Raw genomic sequence first — 24,808 nt, 5'->3', positions numbered from 1 at the left:
GTTCATGCCGACACAGATTTTCACGCCTTTTGCACCGTTCAACGCTCCATTCGCCGGTGACGATGACCGCCTGCTGCAGGGTTTTGCCGAAGACCTACGTTTTTCGGCCTCCCAGGATGCGGCGATTGACAAGCGCGCCGGCGGGATGATCGAGGCGATCCGCAGCAATTCCGGATCGATCGGCGGCGTGGAGGACTTCCTCAGGGAGTATGGGCTTTCCACCAAGGAAGGCCTGGCGCTGATGGTACTTGCCGAAGCGCTGCTGCGCGTGCCCGACGCGCTGACGCAGGATAAGCTGATCGAGGACAAGCTGAAGGAAGGCGGCTGGAGCGAACATGAGGGCAAGGCCGATAGCTGGTTCGTCTCGGCATCGGCCTGGGCGCTCGGCCTTTCCGCCCGCATCATCCGTCCCGGCGAAACGCCCGAAGGCGTGGTGCGAGGCCTCGTCAAGCGCATGGGCCTGCCGACCGTGCGCAATGCCACCAAGCAAGCCATGCGCTTTCTCGGCCATCATTTCGTGCTCGGTGAGACGATCAAGGATGCGCTGAACCGTGCGGCCAAGAGCGAGGAGAAGGGTTATCGCCATTCTTTCGACATGCTGGGAGAGGGCGCCCGCACGGCTGAGGACGCCAAGCGTTATTGGCAATCCTATGCCATGGCGATCGAGGCGATCGGCGATTGGATGGCGAAGAACGGCAAGGGCAAGGATCTGCCCGACCGGATGGGCATTTCCGTCAAGCTTTCGGCGCTGCATCCGCGTTACCTCGCCACGCATCGCGACCGGGTGATGAAGGAGCTGGTGCCTGATCTCCTGAAGCTCGCGCAGATGGCGAAAGCCCATCAGCTTAATTTCACCATCGATGCCGAAGAGGCTGACCGGCTGGAGCTTTCGCTTGATGTGATCGCCGCCGTCTTTTCCGATCCGTCGCTTGCCGGCTGGGATGGTTTCGGTCTCGCGATCCAGGCCTATCAGAAGCGCGCCGTTGCCGTAATCGACTACATTGACGAACTCTGCGCAAAGCTTGGCCGTCGTATGATGGTGCGACTCGTCAAGGGCGCCTATTGGGATACGGAGGTCAAGCGGGCGCAGGAACGCGGGCTCGATGATTATCCGGTCTGGACACGCAAGCAGGCGACGGACCTTTCCTATCTCGCCTGCGCGCAGCATATGCTTGCCAAGCGGGCGCGTATCTTCCCTCAGTTTGCCACTCACAATGCGTTGACGGTTTCAACTATTCTGGAGCTTGCCGGCAATGACCGCTCCGGCTTCGAGTTTCAGCGCCTGCATGGCATGGGCGAGAGCCTCTACAATCATCTGCTGGATACCAACGATCGGATCGCCTGCCGCATCTACGCGCCGGTCGGCGGCTATCGTGACCTGCTTGCCTATCTCGTTCGCCGTCTTCTGGAAAATGGTGCCAACTCTTCTTTCGTCGCCATGGCGGGTGACAAGAACGTTCCGATCAAGGCGCTGCTGGAGCGTCCCGCGGACAAGTTGGAATTCGATGTCGGCGCCAGCGCGCGTAACAGCAAGATACCTCTGCCGCCGCAGCTCTACGGCAAGCGTAAGAACAGCGCCGGGCTGGAATTCGGCCATCGTGCGACGCTGGAGAGGCTGATGGGCAATATCGGCAAGGGTATTTCCGCCATTTCAGCGACGCCGCTGATCCCCGGCGTTGCGGCCAGCGGTGCCGACGTTCCTGTCGTCTCGCCATCCAATCATTCGAAGACCGTCGGTTCGGTGCGCAATGCCACCGTAGCCGATATCGACAAGGCTTTTGCGATCGCCGCCAAGGGCTTCAAGACATGGTCGCGCCGCTCCGTCGAGGAACGCGCATCGGCGTTGGAGCGCATGGCCGACCTCATGGAGGAAAACCGTGACCGGCTGCTAGTGCTTCTCGCTGCAGAGGCCGGCAAGACACTGGATGATGGCGTCGCTGAAGTGCGCGAAGCCGTGGATTTCTGCCGCTACTATGCCGATGAGGCACGCCGGCTGTTTGGCACTGTCACGAAGATGCCGGGGCCGACAGGTGAGGACAATCGTTACCTCTGGCGCGGCCGTGGTGTCTTTGCCTGCATCTCGCCCTGGAATTTCCCGCTGGCGATCTTCCTCGGGCAGGTTTCGGCCGCTCTCGTGTCCGGCAATGCGGTGCTCGCAAAGCCGGCACCGCAGACCCCTCTCATTGCCTATGAGGCGGTCAAGCTGTTCCACAAAGCCGGCGTGCCGGAAGATGCATTGCTTTTCGTTCCCGGCGGTCCGGATGTCGGTGCCGCTATCACGGCACATGCAGCCCTTGCCGGTGTGGCTTTCACCGGGTCGACCAAGACAGCCTGGGCGATCAACCGTGCGCTCGCCGCCAAGGATGGGGCGATCGTGCCGCTGATCGCCGAAACCGGTGGCCTCAACGCCATGGTGGTCGATGCGACGGCGCTCGGCGAGCAGGTGGCCGATGATGTGGTCCTCTCGGCCTTCCGTTCGGCCGGTCAACGCTGCTCCGCACTCCGCCTGCTTTTCCTGCAGGAAGACATCGCCGAACATATGACGCATATGATCGAGGGCGCTGCGCGCGAACTGCAGCTTGGCGATCCGGCGCTGGAAACCACCGATGTCGGCCCGATCATCGATGAGAAGCAGAAGGCGATGCTGGAAGCCCATATCACCGACATGCAGAAGACACAGAAGGTACGGTATGCCGGCAGGGCACCTGATGGAGGCAGCTTCTTTGCGCCGCATATCATCGAGCTCGACAATCCAGCGGCGCTGACCAAGGAAGTCTTCGGGCCTGTGCTGCACATCGTCAAATGGAAGGCAAAGGAACTGCCGAAAGTGCTGCAAGATATCCAGGCTTCTGGCTACGGCCTGACGCTCGGCGTTCATAGCCGCATCGAATCCACGATCCGCACCGTCACCGACGCGCTCGATACCGGCAATGTCTATGTCAACCGCAACATGATCGGCGCCGTCGTCGGCACTCAACCTTTCGGCGGCTCGGGGCTCTCGGGCACCGGCTTCAAGGCTGGCGGCCCGGCCTATCTGCAGCGTTTTGCGCTGGAACAGGTGATCTCCGTAAACACCGCCGCGGCTGGCGGCAATGCCAGCCTGATTGCGATGGGCGAATAAAGTAATGAAGCGGCAGCAAGTCTTTGGGAACCCCGCTTGCTGCCGTTCAAACCAATTGCTAAGCGTATGATCGGATGTAACTGAGGCAATCTAATCGTGCGCTTTGCAATTTCTTTTATGGTGAAGTGCCTATCCTTCCGATCATTACTTATTTTGTTTCTTTTGAACTTGCCGATCGGAGCTTCTGCCTCCGAGGTTGCCAAGCAGAAACAGGCGGGACATCCTTCGATGGATTTCATTCTTGTGCGCAGTCTCTCCTGTCTGGAAGACTGTCCTGAATGGATATCGGCGGAGGGGCGTATAACGCCCGATACGCCCGCGCGTTTGAGGAAATTTCTCAAAAAGATCGGTGACCGGAAAGTGCCTGTCGTCCTCCGCTCGGAAGGTGGCGAAGTCGATGCCGCCTATGCGATGGGCCGGGAGATCCGCAAGGCCGGTCTTGAAACGGCAGTTGGGGGCACGCAGCTCAAGGATTGCCCCGATGACGATAGGCGTTGCGCCGCGGCAATCGCGAAGGATGGCACTGCAGTCGGGGATACCTATTCGGACGGTGCTTTCTGCTATTCTGCCTGCCCACTAGTGCTGGCCGGCGGCACGTCGCGTGTCTCGTCGCAATGGGCCTATATCGGCGTCCACCAGATCACGACCATCTATCAGAAGCTTCGTATCTCTTACCGGATCGAATACAAGATCGTGAACGGCAAGAAGACGGAGGTTTCCCGCAAGGAGGTTGGACGAAAAGCAGCCGGGCAGCGCAGCTCCACCAAGTTGGGCAAGAAGGCCACTGCTGCCCTTACGGGTTATTTGAAAGAAATGGGCGTCAGCAGCGAGCTGGTCGATTTGATGATGACGACCACGCCCGCAAGCATTGCTGTCATCGCGCCCGAAGAAGCAGTTCGAATGGGTCTTCTTACTGATGTGCTGACATTTAGTGAGTGGCCCGGTATGCCGCTCTGTCCTAATGACGCCGCGCCGAGCGCAGTCTGCTATCGCCATCCTGTGGCCGACGTGGCTGTAGCGGCGGCACCTTTGGCGGAGGCCCCGGTGAAGAGTGCGACGGTTTATGCAGCCGGCGGTCAGATTAAAACCCATCCTATGGACTTTCTCGTCATGTACCATGGTGATTGCCGGGACGAGTGTACGCAGTGGATTTCTGCGGATGGCTATATTATGCCGGATACCCCGGCCCAGTTGGACGCGATCTTGAAGACGCTCGGAGGAAAAAAGCTGCCCGTCGTCTTTCAGTCCTATGGCGGCGACAGGGATGCCGCTTTTGCGATGGGGCGCATGATCCGTGCTGCGGGTCTTGATACCTCAATTGGCAGGACGAGATTGCCGAATTGTCCGATGACGGATCCGCGCTGCACGGCAAGCATGGCAAAAGACGGGCCGACCGAAGGGGAGGTCTTTGCCGGTGGTGCGTACTGTTTTTCGAGCTGCACGGTTGCTTTCATGGGCGGAGAGTTGCGGCTTGTGGGAAATTCGGCGCTTGGCCTCAGCCGGCCGATGAACAAGCTTACAGACACTGATCGTGAAGAATTTCACAGCTATTTCAAGGAAATGGGCGTTAGCCCTGATGCATTTGACACAATGATGATCACGCCGCCCGATGGGAGAGGGGATATCCTTTATCCGCAGGCGATCGCGCTCGATATTATCGATGGTGCGATCCCTGAGGATGAAGAGCCTGGCTCTCATTTCTGCGGACCGAATGCGAAGGAAAGTGTCCGATGCCCCAGGAAATCCGAGGCGGCGATCGTTCCAGCATCGGTAAATTGATGTTGAGATTCGAAAAAGAGAGGCTGGAACAACACGCCCTTCTGCTGCGCACCAGTGCTTCCGGCTCTTGCCGCTTTACCCTTTATCCTTCAGGTCGTTCTTCGAGGTCACACTCATCAGCTTCTCGAGGAAACCGAGCATGAGCGCCGAGACGACGAAGGCGAGATGCATGAGGGTCAGCCACATGATCTTGCCGTCGTCATATTGATTGACGTTGAGGAAGACCTGCAGCAGATGGATGGAGGAGATGGCGACGATCGACGAGGCGACCTTGATCTTCAGGCTGCCGGAATCGAGCTTGCCGAGGAAGGAGACCTCGCCTTCCTTTTCCGCTTCGTCAAAACGGCTGACGAAGTTTTCATAGCCGGAGATCATCACCATGACGATGAGGCTTGCGACGAGTGCCGCGTCGATGAGACCGAGCATGGCGAGGATCATTTCGGCCTCGCCGAGTTCGAACACGCTTCCCGCGACCTTCAGGAACTTGAAAGCGAAGGACACGGCATAGACGGCCAAGGCGAGTACAAGGCCGATATAGAAGACCACCAGCAGCCAACGGCTGGAAAGGATGATGCGCTCGACCAAAAGTTCGAGTGATTTCACGGTGTACTCCCGTAAGTCTCAGAATCGCTGACCTCTAATAAACAATGGAATAGCCGCAGGGCAAGGCGCGGCGCTATTCACAGTTTGGGCATATTTCGCTATCCGATTGAAATGAGCGCCGAGTCCATCGCGCATAGAGAAATCGGGCGCGCAGAGAAAACGGGAACATGATCCATGGCTGCCATCAAATCCGATATCGAAATTGCGCGTGAGGCAACAAAGAAGCCGATTTTCGAGATCGGCGCCAAGCTCGGCATCCCGCCGGAGCAGCTCGTTCCCTACGGTCACGACAAGGCGAAGATCAGCGCCGAGTTCATCGCCGCCCAGGAGGGCAAGAAGGACGGCAAGCTGATCCTTGTTACCGCGATCAACCCGACGCCGGCGGGCGAGGGCAAGACGACGACCACCGTCGGTCTTGGCGACGGGCTGAACCGCATCGGCAAGAAGGCGATCGTCTGCGTGCGCGAGGCTTCGCTCGGTCCCTGCTTTGGTGTGAAGGGCGGGGCGGCAGGCGGCGGATATGCCCAGGTCGTGCCCATGGAAGACATCAACCTGCATTTCACCGGCGATTTCCACGCGATTACCTCGGCGCATAATCTGCTCGCGGCGATGATCGACAATCACATCTACTGGGGCAACGAAGAGAACATCGACCTGCGTCGCATTACGTGGCGGCGCGTAATGGATATGAACGACAGGGCGCTGCGCAGCATGGTTTCCTCGCTTGGCGGCGTTTCCAACGGTTTCCCGAGGCAGAACGGCTTCGATATTACCGTCGCGTCCGAAGTCATGGCGATCCTTTGCCTCGCGAACGATCTCAAGGATTTGGAGCGTCGCCTTGGCGATATCATCATCGGTTACCGCTTCGACAAGACGCCGGTCTATGCCCGCGACCTCAAGGCGGACGGTGCCATGGCCGTGCTCCTGAAGGATGCCATGCAGCCGAACCTCGTGCAGACGCTGGAAAACAATCCGGCCTTCGTGCATGGAGGGCCTTTCGCCAATATCGCCCATGGCTGCAATTCGGTGATTGCGACGAAGACGGCGCTGAAACTCGGCGAATATGTCGTGACGGAAGCGGGCTTCGGGGCAGATCTCGGGGCCGAGAAATTCTTTGACATCAAGTGCCGCAAGGCGGGGTTGAAGCCGAGTGCTGCGGTGATCGTCGCGACCGTCCGGGCGCTAAAGATGAACGGCGGCGTGAAGAAGGACGATCTCGGCACGGAGAATGTTCAGGCGCTGGTTCGCGGCTGTTCCAATCTCGGCCGACACATTGCCAATGTGCGCCGGTTCGGCGTGCCCGTTGTGGTCGCGGTCAACCATTTCACGTCTGATACAGATGCGGAAATCGCTGCCGTCAAAGATTTCGTCGCGCGTCACGGCGCGGAAGCCATCCTCTGCCGTCACTGGGCGGAAGGGTCTGAAGGCATCGAGGATCTTGCCTATAAGGTGGTGGAGCTAGCCGAATCCGGACAGGCGAAGTTCGAGCCGCTCTATGGCGATGATCTGCCGCTCATCGAAAAGATCGAGATCGTCGCTTCGAAAATCTACCACGCCGGGGAGGTGACTGCTGACAAGGCGGTGCGCGACCAGCTCGCGGCCTGGGAGGAGCAGGGCTACGGCAAGCTGCCGGTCTGCATGGCGAAGACACAATATTCCTTCTCCACCGACCCCAACCTGCGCGGCGCGCCCGAAGGGCATATCGTATCGGTGCGCGAGGTGCGCCTCTCGGCCGGCGCCGGTTTCGTGGTGGTCATCACCGGCGAGATCATGACCATGCCCGGTCTGCCGAAATCGCCCTCGGCAGAGCGGATTTACCTCAATGACCAGGGTTATATCGAAGGGTTGTTTTAGGCGGCGGTCACTTCACAGTCCGATTCAAGGCTTTCGCAACTGGATACCGGTTTTGCGACCAAGCTTTTGATCTTTCGGCCGAATTTAGTGGCAATATCGAAAGCCGCCCTTTCTCTCGATGACATCGAGATGAAAGTGAGTCTCGTGGGCAGCATCGCTCTCGGGATCGAGCACTGTCGTGAAATAGAGGCAGCCTGCGGCGCTCACCGTGCGCTGGAATGCCCCAGTTAGCGTCGAATCTTCGCGGCGTGAGCGGACGGCGATATCCTCGCCCTTCTCGAAGCTGAAACTTGCGATATCGATGGCATTACCGCGTGCATGTTCCGAAATCTTGCCGGCCTCAACGCTGTTCCGTAGCCGGCAGATGTAGGCGGAGGCCTGATTGATGGCGGTGATGCCGCCGCTTTCCGGCAAGGCGACCGAGGCTGCAGGAATGACGCTTCCCTTCATCCATCGCGCCAGCGCCAGTGCCGCCGGGCAGCGGAGTGTTGCTTCAGGCTTCAGTTTGATGCCTGGCAAGGCCTCGGAGACGATGATCGGTTTGTCGATGCCGCATCCGTTGCCATCGTCGATGCGAGGCGTTTCCCGGAAGACGACGCCGAGGCTCTGCAGCTCTTTGGTACATTCGGCATGGTCGGTATCGCTTTCGGGCTCGATGGTTAGATGCTGTTCCTCAAGTGTCTGTTCCTTCGGTTTCGATGGCACCTGATCTTCCGGCGGAGCAGGGGGTAATTCATCCTTTCCGCTGGGCTGGGTGGCAGGGGCTTCGCCAGGTTTGGGCTGCGGCGTCGGAACCTCTGAAGCCGGCGGCGTTTCGGGCTTTTGTTTGGGCGCAGCCTCAGGCCGAGGCCCGGGGGCTTCTTCGATTTCCGGTTTCTTTTCGGGCTGAGGGGCCGCAGGCGCTTCGGTTACTGCTTCCGGCTTTGCCTGAGGCACGGGGCCGGTTCGGGGCAGTCTTGCGCCGGGGAGCAGGGCGAGTGCGGCCAGAATGACCGCCATCTTCCGAAATTCTCTCACACGTCGTTTCCCGTTGATCGAGCGGAAGGGAAACGCAAGAACGGCGGATTCGTTGCAATTGCGCAACGTTTCCTGAGATCCTTAAAACTTGACGGACCTATTCAATATAAGTCGTAGAAATATATTGACAAAAAAACTCATGTTTTTTATGCGGCAAAAGGAAGGCGGAAATCTCCGCCGTCGTTCGCAAGCCTAGCCAGCCCCTCGAGCGTCTGACACGCCACGACAGCCAGCCCGGTAATTTTCATTTGAGGGTAGGTTATGATCGTCCGGCATTGGCGCTCGGTTCTAATGGTCTGCACAGCAGCCGCACTTGTTCTTCCCGTTTCACAGTCTTTCGCTCAGAGCGCTCCGGCGACTACGCCCGCCACGAATGCCGAAGGCGCAACCGTCCTTCAGAAAATCGTCGTCAAAGGAAATCGTGCGGCGCCCGGCAGTGTTGCCGACACCCCGCTTGCGACGCAGATCGACAAGAAGGAGCTGGAACAGAAGCAGGTCACCAATTACGACGATATCGGCCGCAGCGTCGATGCAACCGTGAACTATTCGCGTGCAGACGCGGGCTTCAACCTGCGCGGCCTTTCCGGCCCGCGTATCTTGACGACAATCGACGGCATCCCGATCCCGTATGTTTCCAATAGCTCTCGTCAGGGCGCTTTTGCGACCAGCAACGCCAATGGCGGCGGCGATACGTTCGATTTCGACTCGCTGTCCTCGCTCGACATCGTGCGCGGCGCGGATTCGAGCAAGGGCGGTTCGGGCATGCTGGGTGGTGCCTTCGTTCTCAATACGCTGGAACCGGAAGACCTTATTCCGGAAGACCGCGACTGGGGCGCGATCGTCAAGTCGACCTCTGACAGCGAAGATCGCAGCATTTCCGGCTCCGCTGCCGCTGCTAAAAAGGTCGGCAACACGTCGATCCTTTTTCAGGGTTCTTATCGCAAGGGCCACGAGCGCGACAACAAGGGCGATAACGACAGCTATGGCCGCTTGCGCACCGAGGCGGATCCGGCTGATTTCGATCAGAACAATCTGCTCTTCAAGCTGCGCCAGGACCTCGAAGGCGGCCATCGCATCGGCCTGACGGCTGAGCGTTTCCGGCGCGATCTGAAGACCGATCTTCGGGAACAGCAAGGCTTTGGCCGCACATACATGATCAACAATTTCGACGGCCGCGAATTGCGCGACCGCGATCGTGTCTCGCTCGATTATGATTATGAAGCGCAGTCTTCCGATGCCTTCTTCAGCAGTGCTCGGGCGACGCTCTATTGGCTTGATTTGAAGAAGGAGGCCGGCAGCCAGGGCCGAACGGCCGCCAATGTTGCCTACGGCCGTAACAATGAGATCGAAAACGAAACCTGGGGCTTCAGTGGCACCGCGACCAAGGATTTTGAATATTCTGGTCTCAACCACTCCGTTCGTATCGGTCTTGACGTCGGCGTGTCGCAGTGGACGCAGTATAGTTCGGCCCTTTGCCCGACACCGACCACGTGCCCATCGCTGAACAATCAGGCGGAAGTGCCCAATGTCGACAGTCAGAACCTTGCCCTGACTTTCGAAGACAAGATCGAGATCGGCAATACCGGCTTCGCGCTGACGCCGGGCTTCCGTTTTGACTGGTTCAATTACAATCCGTCGACTGGTGGCGGTTTCGCAACCAACACCGGCCTCGCGCGCTTCGGCGATCTTCGCGATCGGACGGAGGCTGCCATGTCGCCGAAGCTGCTTGCGACATACGACCTGACGCCCGACGTCCAGCTTTACGCTCAGTTTGCCGTTGGCTTCCGAGCTCCGACCGTAGACGAACTCTATAGCCGCTTCTACAATCCGAACGGCCGCTACGCACAGCTTGGTAATCCGAATCTTGAGCCGGAAATCGGCCGTGGCGTCGAGATCGGTGCGAATTTCGACACCGGCGGTCTGCAGGGGCGAGTGGCCGCGTTCCATACTCGCTACCAGAACTTCATCGATACACAGCAGAATTTCAATCCCGTAGCCAACTTCACGGAATTTAATTACCTCAACGTCTCGTCTGCCACGATCTCCGGCCTTGAAGCGAATGTGATCAAGACCTTCGACAATGGTATCAGCCTTCATACCTCGCTGGCATACACCTACGGCCGTAATAATGACACGCATGAGCGGCTGCGCTCAGTCGCGCCGTTCAAGGCAATCGTCGGTGGCGGATGGAGCAACGATCAGTATGGTTTCGATCTTTCCTCCACGCTCTCGGCACAGATGCCCAGCAACGGCAATGCCCCGAATTCCTTTAATGCGCCGGGTTACGGTATCGTCGATCTGACGGCATGGTGGACACCTGAGCAGGTCAAGGGTCTGCGCGTCCAGGGCGGTATCTATAATATCTTCGATCAGGAATATTACAGCGCGCTGGCAGTTCGTGACGTTAATTTGAGTTCGCCCACGGCGTCACAGCCGAAGGAGTGGTACACGGAGCCGGGACGTACCTTCAAGATCTCGGTCACCAAGACTTTCTAACTGCAAATCAGCCTTTCAAGGCTGGGGTAGGGGCGGCTTTCGGGTCGCCCTTTTTCGTGCGCGAATGGCCCCTTGCGCTTGGCTTCATCTCAGGCTAACAATTTCGCCCATGAAGAAGTCCTTGAACATTGCAGTTTGGTGGTGGGCTCGCTGAGGCGGCCTCGACCAATCGTGTCCAAAGACGACGAACGAGCCGCCCGAAACTTCGAGGCGGCTTTTTTGTTTCAAGGCCGCCTTTCGTCCGGGCCCGATAACGGAGTGGAACTATGGTAACGATCCTGCGGGATGATGGTGCGGAAATCTACGAGACCAAGGGCGGCATCACCGTCACAAGGCAGAGGCGGGCCATCCCCTATGCCGATGCTGTCTCGTCCTATGTCGACAAGCTCGATGAGCGGCGCGGCGCCGTCTTCTCGTCGAACTACGAATATCCGGGCCGCTATACGCGTTGGGATACGGCTGTCGTCGATCCGCCGCTCGGTGTTTCCTCCTTCGGCCGCAATGTCTGGATCGAAGCCTATAACGAGCGCGGCGAGGTTATCCTCGGTTTCGTCGCCGAACGCTTGAAGACGGTCCGCGAGCTTGAGCTTGGCGCATTGACCGCGCGCAGGCTCGACCTGACGGTGAAGATGCCTGACCGCGTCTTCACCGAGGAAGAACGCTCGAAGATGCCGACGGTGTTCACCGTGCTTCGCGCCATCACCGATCTCTTCCACTCACAGGCAGATGCCAGCCTCGGCTTCTACGGTGCCTTCGGCTACGATCTCGCCTTTCAGTTCGACGCAATCAATCTGAAGCTTGAGCGCCCTTCCGACCAGCGGGACATGGTACTCTACCTGCCGGACGAAATTCTCGTCGTCGACAACTATGCCGCAAAGGCGTGGGTCGACCGTTACGACTTCGCCAAGGATGGCAAGACGACGGAAGGCAAAGCCGGCGATATTGCTGCTGAGCCGTTTATCCGCACGGATGCCATCCCGCCGAAAAGCGATCACCGCCCGGGCGAGTATGCCGAGCTCGTCGTCAAGGCGAAGGAGAGCTTTCGAAAGGGCGATCTGTTCGAAGTGGTGCCCGGCCAGAAGTTCATGGAGCGTTGCGAAAGCAAGCCTTCGGACATTTCCAAGCGGCTGAAGGCGATCAATCCATCGCCCTATTCCTTCTTCATCAATCTCGGAAACCAGGAATATCTCGTCGGAGCTTCGCCGGAAATGTTCGTGCGCGTATCCGGCCGCCGCATCGAGACTTGCCCGATCTCGGGCACGATCAAGCGCGGTGACGATCCGATCGCCGACAGCGAGCAGATCCTGAAGCTCCTGAATTCCAAGAAGGACGAATCCGAGCTCACCATGTGCTCGGATGTCGACCGCAACGATAAGAGCCGCGTCTGCGAGCCAGGCTCCGTCAAGGTCATCGGCCGCCGCCAGATCGAAATGTATTCGCGTCTTATCCACACGGTCGACCATATCGAAGGCCGCTTGCGGGACGATATGGATGCCTTCGACGGCTTCTTGAGCCACGCATGGGCAGTTACCGTCACCGGCGCACCGAAGCTCTGGGCTATGCGTTTCATCGAATCCCATGAGAAAAGCCCGCGCGCGTGGTATGGTGGGGCGATCGGCATGGTCGGCTTCAACGGCGACATGAATACCGGCCTGACGCTGCGCACCGTGCGCATCAAGGATGGCATTGCCGAAGTGCGAGCCGGTGCGACGCTGCTGAACGACTCAATTCCCGATGAAGAAGAAGCCGAAACCGAACTGAAGGCCTCTGCCATGCTTTCCGCAATCCGCGATGCCAAGACAGGCAATTCCGGCAAGACCCAGCGCGACGTCGCTTCCGTCGGCAAGGGCATCAACATCCTGCTCATCGACCATGAAGACAGTTTCGTGCACACGCTGGCGAACTATTTCCGTCAGACAGGCGCCACAGTTTCGACGGTGCGCACGCCGGTGTCTGAGGAAATCTTCGATCGGCTGAATCCGGATCTCGTCGTGCTATCGCCTGGCCCCGGCAACCCGAAGGATTTCGACTGCAAGGCGACGATCAAGAAGGCGCGGGCACGCAACCTGCCGATCTTCGGCGTCTGCCTCGGCCTGCAGGCGCTTGCGGAAGCCTATGGCGGCGAGCTTCGTCATTTGGCTCTGCCGATGCATGGCAAGCCGTCGCGCATTCGCGTGCTGGAGCCGGGCATCGTCTTCTCAGGGCTTGCCAAGGAAGTCACGGTCGGCCGTTACCACTCGATCTTTGCCGATCCTTCGACGCTGCCGCGGGATTTCATCATCACCGCCGAAAGCGAGGATGGCACGATCATGGGTATCGAGCATGCCAAGGAGCCGATCGCAGCGGTACAGTTCCATCCGGAATCGATCATGACGCTCGGCGGCGATGCCGGCATGCGGATGATCGAGAATGTGGTGGCGCATCTCGCCCGGAGGGCTAAGACCAAGGCGGCCTGAACGCCGATCCTGCAAAGCTACAATCAATAAAAAACCCGCCGGAAGCGGGTTTTTTATGTGCGTTGAATTGGCAGTCTATACGCGCCGCATGAGCCGGGCGACGATGGATACGACGAACAGCACCAGGAAGATGAAGAACAGAACCTGGGCTATCGAGGCGGATGCGCCTGCGATGCCGCCAAATCCAAGGACGCCTGCAATCAGGGCTACGACGAGAAATACCAGAGCATAGTACAGCATCACGATCTCCTTTGTCTGCTGCTGGCAAGGATAACGGAAGCGTGAGCCGTTCGTTCCATTGCCGCTGCGACAATTGAATTGCGCGCTGATTTAACTTTGCTCAGCCGAACTGCAGATCCGTCTTGAAGGACGGGTCGCCATCACGCGGCATGGGCGGTTCTGCCGCCGCCAGATAGGATCTTGCCGGTCCCGTCAGCACGAACCAGAGGCTGGCGCCGATCATGAAATAGGCTGCGGACGGATCGCCGGAGCGGGTCAGGAAGGGAAGGCAGGCAGCGGTGAACAGGATGGAGAGCCGGACGGCCCATTCCGCCTCTCGCTTCATGAAAGCCCTGGTCCTGAGCCTCTTGTAGGCGGCGGCGTTATAGTCGTTCGCGTTGCGGCCGGTGAACAGCGTCCAGGCTGAGGGGAGGGCGAGCATAAGGAGGCCGCCGTAGCACAGAAGAAGTGCTGGGCCAGCGAGGAAATGGCCGGCCGCGAAGACCAGCAGGCCTGTCACGACGATATTCCAGAGCGGCTCCAAACGTTCCGGCGACAGGCCGGTCCGGATGTGCCAGGCGCGCAAGGAACTTGCCGCACCGTCGAGCAACGGTTGGTCGATGTAACGATTGATCCAATGCATGTCTCACGCGGTCCCCAATTGACTGCAAGGCCGTCAACACCACGCAATTGGGACGCTATCATGGCGCAAATCGCAAAAGCGTTAGGCTGTGGCATTTTGGTAACCTATGCGTGGCGCTTGACGACACGCAGGTTCATTTCCGACCGCAGCTTGAAGCCGAGTGCCCTGTAGAGCGTTATGGCTGGCGTATTGGTGCGGTAGGCATGCAGGAATACGGTGTCGCCCCTGGCGGAAATTTCGCCGGCGACGAAGCGGAAGAGCAAGGTGCCGAGGCCTCGCCCCTGAAAATCAGGATGGGTGCAAAGGCCGCTGAGCTCACCAAATCCAGGCAGGCGCAGCCGCTGTCCGGCCATGGCGACGAGACGGCCGTCGATCTTGATGCCCCAGAAGGTTCCGAGGCTTTGGGCACGAAGGGTGAAAGGACCGGGTTTGGTCAGCGTCGCCAAAGCCAGCATCTCCTCCGCATCGTCGGTGGTCAGGCGCTGCAGCCTGCTGTCGGACATGCGTTCATAGGGCCGCTCGGCGACCATCTGCACCAGTCTGCCGTCGGTGATAACCGTCAGGCCATCCGGAATAGTAACCGGGCCTGCTTCGACGATCGCCATGACTTCATCTGCAGCCGGCAGATTTTCGAGCGCTTCCAGGCTTTCACGTGTGCGGTCGGCAGCGGCGGCGAAGGGAACGATCGACGGCGGGTAACGCATCGCGTGTTCGCTGCCTTCGGCAAGATCGGCATGCGTCGTCTGGAGCGCATTCCAGATTGGCCGGTCGAGAATATGGCTCATGGTGTTTTCTCCTGTGCGACGCTGGCACGGCGAATGAGCGATGCCTCGGCGAGCCCATCCTCAATCGCAGCAAGCTGTTCAAGCAGTGGGCCGTCGAGATCTCCGCAGAGATCGGCAACGGCTGCCGCAACGCGAGGCCAGACATGTTGTTTCGAATAGTCGACGAGTTCATGGCCCTCAGTCGTGAGCGAGACGACCCTGCGTCGCTGGTCTTCCGATGAGGGCTGCATATCGAGCAAGCCGGCTTCGATGAGTTGGGAAACCGTGCGTGTGGCACCAGGTTGGGTGATACCTACTGCTTGCGCTAATTCCCCGATGGTCAGCGGGCCGAGCCTGTCGATGGCGCCGAGGAAGGGATATTGCGCGGCTTGGATGGAGACGCCCAGATCTTCGATTACTTGTTGCGTGTCAGCCTGCAAGCGCTCGCCGATGCGACGGAAGCGGCTGCCGAGGCAGAGGAAACCCATAGATTTTACGACATCCTCGACCAAAACAGGCTCCTCGATCTAATTTGTATAACAAATTATATAAACGTTTATGCAATTGGGGCAATCATGCATTCCTGTTAGATGCGGCCTTCTCGCAGGGCGAGGGCTTGCCTTTCCCTTGATCTGCCCAAACTCACGGGCGGGCATTCAGGTCCAACGTGTGGAGACGAGCGCGAATGCAGTTGAGAAAGGCGGGCAGGGCTCTGGTATTGGCGGCATTCGTTGCCGTTATCGCAGGAGGTAAAGCATGTGCAGACGACGGGCGTGAACAGGATTTCGTCAATTTCCTCAGGCCGGCTTATCCGCTGTTTCTGGCGAAGGCCGGTCTGTGGAGCATCGATCCTGCTAAAATGCAGTCGCTGGCAGACGCCGCAGCGAAAGGGCTTGCGGTCGTGGCGCCGCAGAATTGCGACGGCGACGGCTTCAGACGCAATCTCTGCGGCATGCATCTATGGACAATGCCGGCAACCTCGATGGAACCAAGTATCAAGGAGCAAGAGCTTTTCGTCGCAAGGCCTTATGCCGGCGCTGAACCGAAACGGGGTGACATTCTAGTCTTCAACAATCGCTCTGCGCTGTCCGGAAATACCGAGCTCTATGTCAAGCGTCTGATCGGCCTGCCGGGTGACAAGGTGGAACTGCGCGGTGGTACCATCTTTGTCGATGGCAAGGCCTTTGCGACCTCATCCACTGATCGCACCATGATGGATATTATGGGCAATGAATCGAGAATTCTCGATGAAGTAATGCCGGAGGGGCGGCATTATGCGATCGCAATGAATGATCGACCGGTTAAAGGGCAGGACGATGCCGGTCCCTTCGAGGTCCCGGTCGGCCACTATTTCGTGCTGGGAGACAACAGGCACAATTCCGTCGACAGCCGCTTTCCGGACCAGTTGGGCGAAAACGGCTTCGTTCCTGCGAAGGATGTTTCGGGTCAGGCTGTATTGATCCTTGTCTCTCCCGATGCGGAACGGATTGGAACGACCTTCGAATAGGTGGGTTCACCTGTCAAAACCTTTGACATTTTGGGTCTGCTTGCCCATATCACCCGCATTGACCGCCCGCGCGCTTCCCGCGTGGGCGGTTTTGCGTTTCAATGGCTTAACTGCTGCAATTCATTCGCATCCGCAGGGGGACGATATGAACGACGAGGGCAATCTCACGGTTCGGAAACTGGCGTTCTGGGGCATTCCCTTGTCGCTCGGCGTTCTAGGGCTGAAGATGGTCGCCTGGTGGGTGACGGGCTCCGTGGCGCTGCTCTCGGATGGGCTAGAATCCTTCGTCAATGTGGTGGCGGCCTTCATCGCCTTTTTCGTCATCCGCTACGCGCAGAAGCCTGCCGACCACGATCATCCCTTCGGCCACCACAAGGCGGAATATCTGTCCGCCGTCACCGAAGGGGTGATGATCGTCGTCGCCGCGCTGCTGATCGTACAGGAGGCCGTGAACCATCTCGCAGATCCGCGTATGCTCGAGGCACCGGTGCTCGGTCTTTCGATCAATTTTGCCGCTGGTATCATCAACGCGGTCTGGGCGCGGCTTTTGATCCGCACGGGCCGCAGGCATCGCTCAGCGGCACTGGCGGCGGACGGGCAGCACATCATGTCGGATGTCGTCACTTCCGTCGGCGTCCTCGTCGGCCTGCTTTTGGCGCTGGCGACCGGTTATGCGATCTTCGACCCCATTCTTGCCATTCTCGTTGCGCTCAACATCCTCTATCAGGGCTGGAAGGTGATCTCGCAGTCGATCGGTGGGCTGATGGACCAGGCGGTCAAACCGCAGGAGGAAGAGGCGATCAAGCAGGCGATCGCCACACATGCGGCAGGCTCTATCGGCGTGCATGACCTGAAGACGCGGCGCGCCGGGTCCGTGACCTTTGTCGATTTCCATCTCGTCGTGCCCGCCAAGATGACTGTGCGGGAAGCGCATGATATTTGCGATCGCCTTGAAGATGCCATTCGCGCAGCGCATTCGGGCTCGACAATTGCCATTCACGTGGAGCCGGAGGGCGAGAAGGCCCATGGCATCCGCGTCAAAGTGATCAAGGAGGCGTAATGCCTAAGACAGACGTGTCCAGCCTTTCGATGCTGGGCCAGCAGACGGAAACCGCCAAGAACCCGGAAGAGGCGGTCCTGGAAAAGGTGCCGTCCAATCATGCAGGTACGGACTATGTTGTGCGCTTCACCGCGCCGGAATTCACCTCGCTCTGCCCGATGACCGGACAGCCGGATTTCGCCCATATCGTCATCGATTACATTCCGAACGAATTTTTGGTGGAATCGAAGTCGCTGAAGCTCTTCCTGCATTCCTTCCGCAATCACGGCGCCTTTCACGAGGATTGCTCGATCTATATCGCCAAGCGGATCGTTGAGCTTCTCGATCCGAAATGGCTGCGCATCGGCGCCTACTGGTATCCGCGCGGCGGCATTCCGATCGACGTCTTCTGGCAGACCGGCAAGCCGCCGGAAGGCGTATGGCTGCCGGATCAGGGCGTCGCCACCTATCGTGGGCGTGGGTGAGCCGTGGTCGGGCGCAGCCCGAGCAATCGATCCAGTGAATCGATTGCAACGGCGAACGCCCTGAGCTTAGGCGAAGGGCCGGGAAACGGTGCGGCAATTGAAACCAACTGCCGCTCTTTCCTTACAGCTAAATCCTAGACGTCCGTCGTGTCGTCGCCGGAATCATCCATGAAGTCGTCGTTGCCGTCGTAATCGGCCTGCTGGATGTTGTCGTTGTTGTCAGCTCTGGAATCATCCGCCTGACTGTTGTCGCCGTAGTAGTTGTTGATAACGGTTTCCTCGGTGGGCGCACTGGCATTGCCGAAGGGATTGGCGCCGCTAAAAGGCGAACCCCAGCCGAGCGAGGACATGTGGTTGCCGAAAATGCCACTGAGCGAATTGGCAAGCAGCATGCCGCCGGCAACGCCGGCTGCCGTGCCGAGAGCACCGCGCAGGAAACTGCCGCCGGCGGAGGGTGCGTAGGCCTGCTGGCTCCAGGGGCCGGTCGGCTGCTGTGGCATCTGGCGGCTATTGTCATAGCCACGCTGCGGCTGTTCGTAGCTGTCTCTCGGCGCACCACCCCAGGGACCGGGAGCGGGGGCCGGCTGCTGCGTCTGGGTGCTGCCGAAGATCGAACTCAGGAAACCGCCCTGTTCAGCCTGGCGGTGGTCACCGGCGCCGGCTTCGAGCTGGCGGACGCGCTCTTCAAGCTCCTTGATGTGGTCGGCGGCGGCTTCCAGGCCCTTTTCCTGCACGATGACGGCCTGCGCCAGATAGTAGGTGGCGGAGGGCTGCGCACGTGTCGCTTCCGATATCAGCGTCTCGGCTTCCGGATCGCGCGGCGTCGCGGCGGCGGTACGGACGCGATCGAAGAGGGCGGTCAACAATTGGCGTTCTTCCGGTGACATGTCCTGTCTCCTCTAAATTCTGCGGCTTTAACATTCGGCGGATGAGCCGCTCAGGCTGAGTTAGGAAGCGATTAGGGCATTTCAAAGCCTTGGTACCTTACATTTCAGTAAGCTCAGGCCTCCTTCAGCCAGACGCGCAGCGGCCCCAGAAGTTCGAAGCCCGCGTGCAGCGCTTCGTCCAGATCGTCGCCGCGTTCGTAGCCGACAAGCGGCTCTCCCGGATAGAGTTCGGCGGCTCGAGCAATCAGGCCGCGGCGGATGGTTTCATCGTGCCGGGCCTCGGCAAACAGGTTCGAATGGCCGACGACGCCGGCGTGGTGGTTGAGGATGCCACCGCCGACCGCCTTGCCGTGTTCGAAGCCGAGCAGAAAGGCGATTTCGGGATCGTGCAGCAGTGGTTCGGTAAATATCTTCTGCGTTACCGGACCGTTCGCCTTGCTCCATTCCACCTCCCATTGCGCAAGATCGGCAGCGCTTTCCATGCGCTGCCAAGTGATTGGAGATGGCGTCGAGACCGGCGTGCGCATGCCGATCCATTCGGCTTCGAAGAGCAGCTTGAAGCCGAGTGGCGCAAGATCGAGGGCCGCATAGCTGTCCTTGATCGCCCAGTCTCGTTTTTCGCTGATGATCAGCGTCTCGATCGTCTCCGTTTGCTCGCCGTCAGCCTCCGTCAGCGTTACCGCATCGGGATAGAAGGGCGGCGTGCCTCGGCGATGAAACCAGAGTGTCGCCGTAAACTCGCCTGGCGAGCCCAGCGCCTTGCAGACGGCATCGCACCAGAATGCATTGTTGCTGATGGCAGCACGCAGAAAGGAGGAGGCCATTTTATGTTTCTCCCGGGCTTTTCAGATGATGCGATGATATCGTCCGTTTGTCATAAGAATATCTTCACCGCTTCCTGCTTCCTCTTTTTCCCGCATTGTTTTACGCATTGAGTCGCACTATGTGCGAGGAACCGCATTGGACGAGAGAGGTTCGAATGAACGACGAAGAAGAACAGGACGACAAGACGAAGGAACTGCCGCTCGGCAAGGAAACGGAGGCGAACCTTTTCAAGTCGCGTTCGATCTTCATCTACGGGCCGATCACGCAGGAACTGGCGCAGAAGGTCTGCACCCAGCTCGTGGCGCTCGCCGCTGCCAATGACGAAGACATCCGTATCTATGTGAATTCGCCTGGCGGCCATGTCGAATCCGGCGATTCCATTCACGACATGATCAAGTTCATCAAGCCGAAGGTCTGGATGATCGGTACGGGCTGGGTTGCCTCGGCCGGCGCGCTCATCTATGCCGCGGCTCCGAAGGAACGCCGCATCTGCCTGCCGAACACCCGTTTCCTGCTGCACCAGCCGTCCGGCGGCACCCGCGGCATGGCTTCGGATATCGAGATCCAGGCACGCGAGATCATCAAGATGAACGAGCGCCTGATCAAGATCTTCTCGAAGGCAACCGGCCAGTCGGAAGAAAAGATCGCCAAGGATATCGACCGCGATTACTGGCTCTCGGCTGAAGACGCCGTTGCCTATGGTCTCGTCGCTCGCGTCGTGACCTCGCAGAGCGAAATCTGATTTTTTTGCTGATTCTGCCTTGAATTGACGCCCCGTTTGCGATCCGCAGTCGGGGCGTTTCCATGTCTGCCGGCATGCTGTCATGCAATCTCGTGGGATTGCCACGTAAGCGATCATTTCCAGGGGCAATCCGGCTTGCGCGTACTTCGCTTATGCTGCTCCATGCGCAATCTTCGCAGCCGGAGTCGCACCATGCTCAAAGATTTCTCCGTACAGAGCCTGTTCATGGGGCTTCTGACGGCTTTCGTCGGGTTTACCAGTTCCTTTGCCGTCGTGTTGCATGGGCTTCAGGTGGTGGGTGCGACGGATGCGCAGGCGGCTTCGGGGCTGATGGCATTGTCGATCTCGATGGGGCTTTGCGCTGTCGTACTCAGTGCCGTTACGCGTCTGCCGGTCAGTATCGCCTGGTCGACCCCTGGGGCTGCGCTCCTTGCGAGCATCGGAACGATTGATGGTGGCTTCAATGCAGCGGTCGGCGCGTTCATTCTTTGCGGCGTATTGATCGTTGTTGCCGGGCTGTTCAAGCCCCTCGGACGGGCGGTTGCCGCCATCCCTGCGCCGCTTGCCAATGCAATGCTGTCGGGCGTGCTGCTCGGCCTTTGTTTTGCGCCGGTCAAGGCCGTCGCTTTCAATCCGCTGCTCGGTCTGCCAATCATTCTGACTTGGATCGTGGTCGGCGCCTTCAAGCGCCTTTGGGCGGTACCGGCGGCGCTGGTGGCTTTCGCGCTGGTACTGGCCTTCGGTGTCGATATTCCCGCGGGCGCCCTGTCGTCGCTCGAGCAGTCGCTGGTGCCGGTCATCGATATCGTGCATCCGGTTTTCAATCTTGCCGGTTTCGTATCGATTGCCCTGCCGCTCTTCATCGTGACCATGGCGTCGCAGAATATTCCTGGCATCGCGGTGCTGAAGGTCAATCACTATGATCCGATGCCGGGGCCGCTCTTTGCCGTGACCGGCGTCTTCTCGCTTCTGGCGGCGCCTTTTGGTGGCCATGCAGTCAACCTGGCGGCGATCACGGCAGCGATGTGTGCCGGGCAGGACGCGCATGCCGATCCCTCGCGGCGGTATTGGGCGGCGCTGATCTCGGGCGTCGGCTATGTTATTTTCGGCCTGCTTGCCGGAGCGGTGACCGCCTTTGTCGCGCTGGCGCCACCGATCCTGATCGAGGCCGTGGCCGGTTTGGCACTTGTCGGCGCCTTCTCCAGTTCAGCCATGGCGGCTTTCCAGGCACCGGAATCGCGTGAGGCGGCGGCAATCACCTTCCTCGTCACTGCGTCGGGCGTTTCCTTCGGCGGCATATCCGGCGCCTTCTGGGGGCTGATCGCTGGCGGGCTGATGCTGGCGCTGTCCCGTATCGTGCAGGCGAGGAAAAAATAGGTGAGGGGTTGCCGGATTTTCCGGCGGCGGCTATAAGCGCGGACATGAAGAGCAAAAGCGCACGGATTTCCGACACGATTGCACGCGGCCGCACGGCTCTGCGTGACAATACGCGCGCCCTGACCTCGCTTCTTCTCCTCGGCCTTACGCGCGGTTGCCGGGTCCTTTGAGGAGCGCCCGGCGGCCGAAAGCCCGCCCGGCCATCGCTCCTCGCGACTCACTTTCAAAATTGACCAAACGACCGATCAAAGGTCCGCATTTGCAGTCGCCAAGCCTGATATGATCGGCTAAGACGCGAGGCAAATGCCGGGACGAGGAGACAAGACAATGGACACGACCACCCGCCGATCCTCCGCAGGCGCCAAAGGCATGCCCGACGCCGCCGTCAAATACCGGCCCTATCCGCAGGTGAACATTCCCGACCGCACCTGGCCGACCAAGACCATTTCCAAGGCGCCGATCTGGTGCTCCGTCGACCTGCGCGACGGCAACCAGGCGCTCGTCGATCCGATGGGCCATGATCGCAAGGCGCGCATGTTCCACTTGCTCCTGGAAATGGGCTTCAAGGAAATCGAGATCGGTTTCCCGTCCGCCTCGCAGACCGACTTCGATTTCGCCCGCTGGTGCGTCGAAGAGGGCAATGTGCCCGACGACGTATCGCTGCAGGTGCTGGTTCAATGCCGGCCCGAGCTGATCACCCGCACCTTCGAGGCGCTGGAAGGCGCCAACCGGCCGATCGTGCACTTCTACAATTCCACGAGCGAATTGCAGCGCCGCGTGGTCTTCGCCAAGGATGTGCAAGGTATCAAGCAGATTGCTGTCGATGCCGCCAAGATGATAAGCGACATGGCGGCCAAGGCCGGAGGCGGCTATCGTTTCGAATATTCTCCGGAAAGTTTCACCGGCACCGAGCTGGATGTGGCGTTGGAAATCTGCAACGCCGTCATCGAGGTGATGAAGCCGACGCCCGACAACAAGCTCATCATCAACCTGCCCTCGACGGTAGAGATGGCGACGCCGAACGTCTATGCCGACCAGATCGAGTGGATGTGCCGCAATCTCGACAACCGTGAGAACCTGATCATCTCGCTGCATCCGCATAATGACCGCGGCACCGGTATCGCTGCTGCCGAGCTCGCTCTGCTGGCGGGGGCCGACCGCGTCGAGGGCACGCTGTTCGGCAATGGCGAGCGCACCGGCAATGTCGATGTCGTCACCATGGCGCTCAACATGTTCACGCAGGGTGTCGATCCACAGATAGACTGCTCCAATATCGAGCGCATCAAGGAAGTGTTCGAATATTCGAACCAGATGGCGATCGCCGAACGCCACCCGTATGTGGGCGAACTGGTCTACACAGCCTTCTCCGGTTCGCATCAGGATGCGATCAACAAGGGCATGAAGGCAGCGCAGGTTGCCAACCATCCAGTCTGGGAAGTGCCGTACCTGCCGATCGACCCGCGCGACGTCGGCCGCTCTTACGAGGCGATCATCCGCATCAATTCGCAGTCCGGCAAGGGCGGCATCGCCTATATCCTGCAGCAGGACTACGGGCTCAACCTGCCGCGCAACCTGCAGGTCGAATTCCGCGAAGACATCCAGCGCATTACCGATGAAGAAGGCAAGGAGCTTCCGTCAAAGCGTATCCATGATCGTTTCATCGAGCGTTACGTGACCCAGCCGGGCGCGCGCCTGAAGTTCGTCGATCACCACACCTATCCGGATACAGAGCACAAGGGACAGCGGATCATCGCGGCCGAGATTACCGACAATGGCGAGATCAAGCGCATCGAAGGCCGCGGCAACGGTCCGATCGACGGCTTCATCAATGCGCTGTCGCATTATCTCGGCATCGCCATGTCGGTCGAAGACTACTCGGAGCATTCGCTGCAGCACGGCTCCAATGCCGCTGCTATCTCTTACGTCGAGACGTCCTATCCGGGTGGCAAGCTCTTTGGTGCCGGCATCAACACCAATATCGTGGCCGCATCGCTCGAAGCGATCGTCTCGGCTGCCAACCGCGTGCTCGACGTGAAAGCCGGCAAGGCCTGACAATTCTGCTCAGGCCGCGATCACTGCAGGGCGACGCGGCCTGATGATGCAATCGGCGAGCTCATTGAGCTCGCCCCCAGCTTTCACACGACCTAACGGGTTCAGATGGCGGCGGCGATTTCCATGGCGAGTTGGCTGAGCGTGGCTTCGGCGGAGGGGCCTGCCAGCACATAGGACGTGCCGGCATTGTGCCAAGTTACGAGGCCGATCTCATCGCGGATCGTTTCCTTGAAGTCTTCCGTTTCCGGTGGCTGCGCATCCTTGCGGAAACAGATCGAGATGATATCGCCGTCGGCATTGGAATAGACGAGCTGGCCGACAGGGCGGCTGTCACCAAGGATCACACGCGCGCCCTGAAAGGTCCAGGATTCCGCCGAAAGGTTCGGCACGCGGAATGGCACACCGATCGCGGTCGTCAGCCAAGAGGAGATTTCCTCTGACTGTGAGGCTGGTACTTCGACGAGGTGACGCGGCTGGCGCACGAGAAGCCGCTGAAAGGCGGTGACGTCACCCAGCCAGTCATTGGTGTTGATCTGAGCCGCTGCGACCGGTGCGGCGTCATCGGTATCTGGCGCATTGCCGATGAAATAGCCGATGCCACCACCGACGACGAAGAGAATGAGGGCTGCTGCAAGTGCATGGCGGCCGTTCGGCGCGAGCTTCAGCTGCGGGCGGGCGTTGCGCTGGGCGATCGGCGTCTTCGGCGGCTGCGTGCTCTTGATGGAGCGCACAAGCGCCAGCGGAACAGGTTCTTTCAGCATGTCGTCCAGCTTGCGGCGGCCGAAATCGACGCCGTGTCGGAGCTTGTCGTAGAGTCTGCGAGCGTTTTCATCCGTTGCCAGCCGGCTTTCCAGCTCCAGCTTCTGTTCCGGTGTGGTTTCGCCGTCGAGGAGGGCGGCAAGCTGGGCTTCGAGCGGCTGTTTTTTGAAATCGAGCAAATCA

The 24,808-nt window shown here is 59.4% G+C and carries 21 protein-coding genes; 12 read left to right on the top strand and 9 right to left on the bottom strand.

The window, feature by feature from the left end:
* Window positions 1-4 precede the first annotated feature (4 nt).
* Together putA and FHT78_RS04925 are read left to right on the top strand one after the other, a co-directional pair.
* On the top strand, window positions 5-3,121 hold the full coding sequence (gene putA / locus FHT78_RS04930; RefSeq protein WP_183741193.1) for a bifunctional proline dehydrogenase/L-glutamate gamma-semialdehyde dehydrogenase PutA: 3,117 nt from the start codon (window positions 5-7) through the stop codon (window positions 3,119-3,121).
* 96 nt (window positions 3,122-3,217) lie between these two features.
* Complete coding sequence (locus FHT78_RS04925) at window positions 3,218-4,900, top strand: hypothetical protein (protein ID WP_183741191.1); 1,683 nt, start codon at window positions 3,218-3,220, stop codon at window positions 4,898-4,900.
* 75 nt (window positions 4,901-4,975) lie between these two features.
* Here the strand turns inward: FHT78_RS04925 and FHT78_RS04920 are convergent, their stop codons facing one another.
* The gene (locus tag FHT78_RS04920) at window positions 4,976-5,503 is read right to left on the bottom strand and encodes a TIGR00645 family protein (RefSeq protein ID WP_183741189.1); all 528 of its coding nucleotides are present in this window, start codon (window positions 5,501-5,503) and stop codon (window positions 4,976-4,978) included.
* A 174-nt stretch (window positions 5,504-5,677) separates the two neighbouring features.
* Between FHT78_RS04920 and FHT78_RS04915 the strand changes: the two genes are divergently transcribed.
* A complete protein-coding gene (locus FHT78_RS04915; RefSeq protein WP_183741188.1) occupies window positions 5,678-7,357 on the top strand; it encodes a formate--tetrahydrofolate ligase in 1,680 nt (559 codons plus the stop codon).
* A gap of 84 nt (window positions 7,358-7,441) precedes the next feature.
* Here FHT78_RS04915 and FHT78_RS29605 read toward each other — a convergent pair whose 3' ends face one another.
* Window positions 7,442-8,062, bottom strand: coding sequence for an extensin family protein (locus tag FHT78_RS29605; RefSeq protein WP_348644707.1), 621 nt, complete (start codon window positions 8,060-8,062; stop codon window positions 7,442-7,444).
* Window positions 8,063-8,635: 573 nt separating this feature from the next.
* On the opposite strand from FHT78_RS29605, the gene FHT78_RS04905 reads away from it, so the two are divergent.
* Both FHT78_RS04905 and FHT78_RS04900 read left to right on the top strand, forming a co-directional pair.
* Window positions 8,636-10,870, top strand: a complete 2,235-nt coding sequence (locus tag FHT78_RS04905) for a TonB-dependent hemoglobin/transferrin/lactoferrin family receptor (protein WP_183741186.1) — start codon at window positions 8,636-8,638, stop codon at window positions 10,868-10,870.
* A gap of 266 nt (window positions 10,871-11,136) precedes the next feature.
* A complete protein-coding gene (locus FHT78_RS04900; protein WP_183741185.1) occupies window positions 11,137-13,326 on the top strand; it encodes an anthranilate synthase in 2,190 nt (729 codons plus the stop codon).
* Window positions 13,327-13,401: 75 nt separating this feature from the next.
* On the opposite strand, the gene FHT78_RS04895 is transcribed toward FHT78_RS04900, so the two are convergent.
* The 4 genes from FHT78_RS04895 to FHT78_RS04880 form a co-directional block, all read right to left on the bottom strand.
* A complete protein-coding gene (locus tag FHT78_RS04895) occupies window positions 13,402-13,566 on the bottom strand; it encodes a DUF1328 domain-containing protein (protein WP_007824505.1) in 165 nt (54 codons plus the stop codon).
* Window positions 13,567-13,666: 100 nt separating this feature from the next.
* Window positions 13,667-14,188: a hypothetical protein gene (locus tag FHT78_RS04890; protein WP_183741184.1), complete on the bottom strand. Its 522-nt coding sequence runs from the start codon at window positions 14,186-14,188 to the stop codon at window positions 13,667-13,669.
* 104 nt (window positions 14,189-14,292) lie between these two features.
* Complete coding sequence (locus FHT78_RS04885) at window positions 14,293-14,973, bottom strand: GNAT family N-acetyltransferase (protein ID WP_183741183.1); 681 nt, start codon at window positions 14,971-14,973, stop codon at window positions 14,293-14,295.
* Window positions 14,970-15,464 carry a MarR family transcriptional regulator gene (locus FHT78_RS04880; RefSeq protein ID WP_183741182.1) on the bottom strand — a complete coding sequence of 165 codons (495 nt, stop codon included), beginning with the start codon at window positions 15,462-15,464 and terminating at the stop codon, window positions 14,970-14,972. The genes FHT78_RS04885 and FHT78_RS04880 overlap by 4 nt, the downstream gene beginning before the upstream one ends.
* Before the next feature lie 173 nt (window positions 15,465-15,637).
* On the opposite strand from FHT78_RS04880, the gene lepB reads away from it, so the two are divergent.
* The 3 genes from lepB (at window position 15,638) to queF (ending at window position 17,983) form a co-directional block, all read left to right on the top strand.
* The gene (gene lepB / locus FHT78_RS04875; RefSeq protein WP_183741181.1) at window positions 15,638-16,459 is read left to right on the top strand and encodes a signal peptidase I; all 822 of its coding nucleotides are present in this window, start codon (window positions 15,638-15,640) and stop codon (window positions 16,457-16,459) included.
* A 145-nt stretch (window positions 16,460-16,604) separates the two neighbouring features.
* A complete protein-coding gene (gene emfA / locus FHT78_RS04870) occupies window positions 16,605-17,519 on the top strand; it encodes a CDF family cation efflux transporter EmfA (RefSeq protein ID WP_183741180.1) in 915 nt (304 codons plus the stop codon).
* Complete coding sequence (gene queF / locus FHT78_RS04865) at window positions 17,519-17,983, top strand: preQ(1) synthase (RefSeq protein ID WP_183741178.1); 465 nt, start codon at window positions 17,519-17,521, stop codon at window positions 17,981-17,983. The genes emfA and queF overlap by 1 nt, the downstream gene beginning before the upstream one ends.
* Before the next feature lie 134 nt (window positions 17,984-18,117).
* On the opposite strand, the gene FHT78_RS04860 is transcribed toward queF, so the two are convergent.
* Window positions 18,118-18,870 (bottom strand): DUF2076 domain-containing protein, encoded by a 753-nt coding sequence (locus FHT78_RS04860; protein WP_183741177.1) that lies wholly within the window; start codon window positions 18,868-18,870, stop codon window positions 18,118-18,120.
* A gap of 113 nt (window positions 18,871-18,983) precedes the next feature.
* Entirely contained in the window at window positions 18,984-19,694 is a 711-nt protein-coding gene (locus FHT78_RS04855; protein WP_183741175.1) for a hypothetical protein, read from the bottom strand.
* A 155-nt stretch (window positions 19,695-19,849) separates the two neighbouring features.
* Between FHT78_RS04855 and FHT78_RS04850 the strand changes: the two genes are divergently transcribed.
* From FHT78_RS04850 to leuA, 4 genes are all read left to right on the top strand, one after another.
* Entirely contained in the window at window positions 19,850-20,437 is a 588-nt protein-coding gene (locus FHT78_RS04850) for an ATP-dependent Clp protease proteolytic subunit (RefSeq protein ID WP_112543526.1), read from the top strand.
* Window positions 20,438-20,599: 162 nt separating this feature from the next.
* Window positions 20,600-21,814, top strand: coding sequence for a benzoate/H(+) symporter BenE family transporter (locus tag FHT78_RS04845; protein ID WP_183741173.1), 1,215 nt, complete (start codon window positions 20,600-20,602; stop codon window positions 21,812-21,814).
* A gap of 44 nt (window positions 21,815-21,858) precedes the next feature.
* Window positions 21,859-21,984, top strand: a complete 126-nt coding sequence (locus FHT78_RS29600) for a hypothetical protein (RefSeq protein ID WP_281412829.1) — start codon at window positions 21,859-21,861, stop codon at window positions 21,982-21,984.
* A 157-nt stretch (window positions 21,985-22,141) separates the two neighbouring features.
* Window positions 22,142-23,866: a 2-isopropylmalate synthase gene (leuA, locus tag FHT78_RS04840; protein ID WP_183741171.1), complete on the top strand. Its 1,725-nt coding sequence runs from the start codon at window positions 22,142-22,144 to the stop codon at window positions 23,864-23,866.
* A gap of 101 nt (window positions 23,867-23,967) precedes the next feature.
* Here leuA and FHT78_RS04835 read toward each other — a convergent pair whose 3' ends face one another.
* Window positions 23,968-24,804: an anti-sigma factor gene (locus tag FHT78_RS04835; protein WP_183741169.1), complete on the bottom strand. Its 837-nt coding sequence runs from the start codon at window positions 24,802-24,804 to the stop codon at window positions 23,968-23,970.
* Window positions 24,805-24,808 lie beyond the last annotated feature (4 nt).

The sequence above is a fragment of the Rhizobium sp. BK196 genome, assembly GCF_014193255.1.
Classification (GTDB): domain Bacteria; phylum Pseudomonadota; class Alphaproteobacteria; order Rhizobiales; family Rhizobiaceae; genus Rhizobium.
This window is presented reverse-complemented; position numbering and strand designations above follow the sequence as displayed.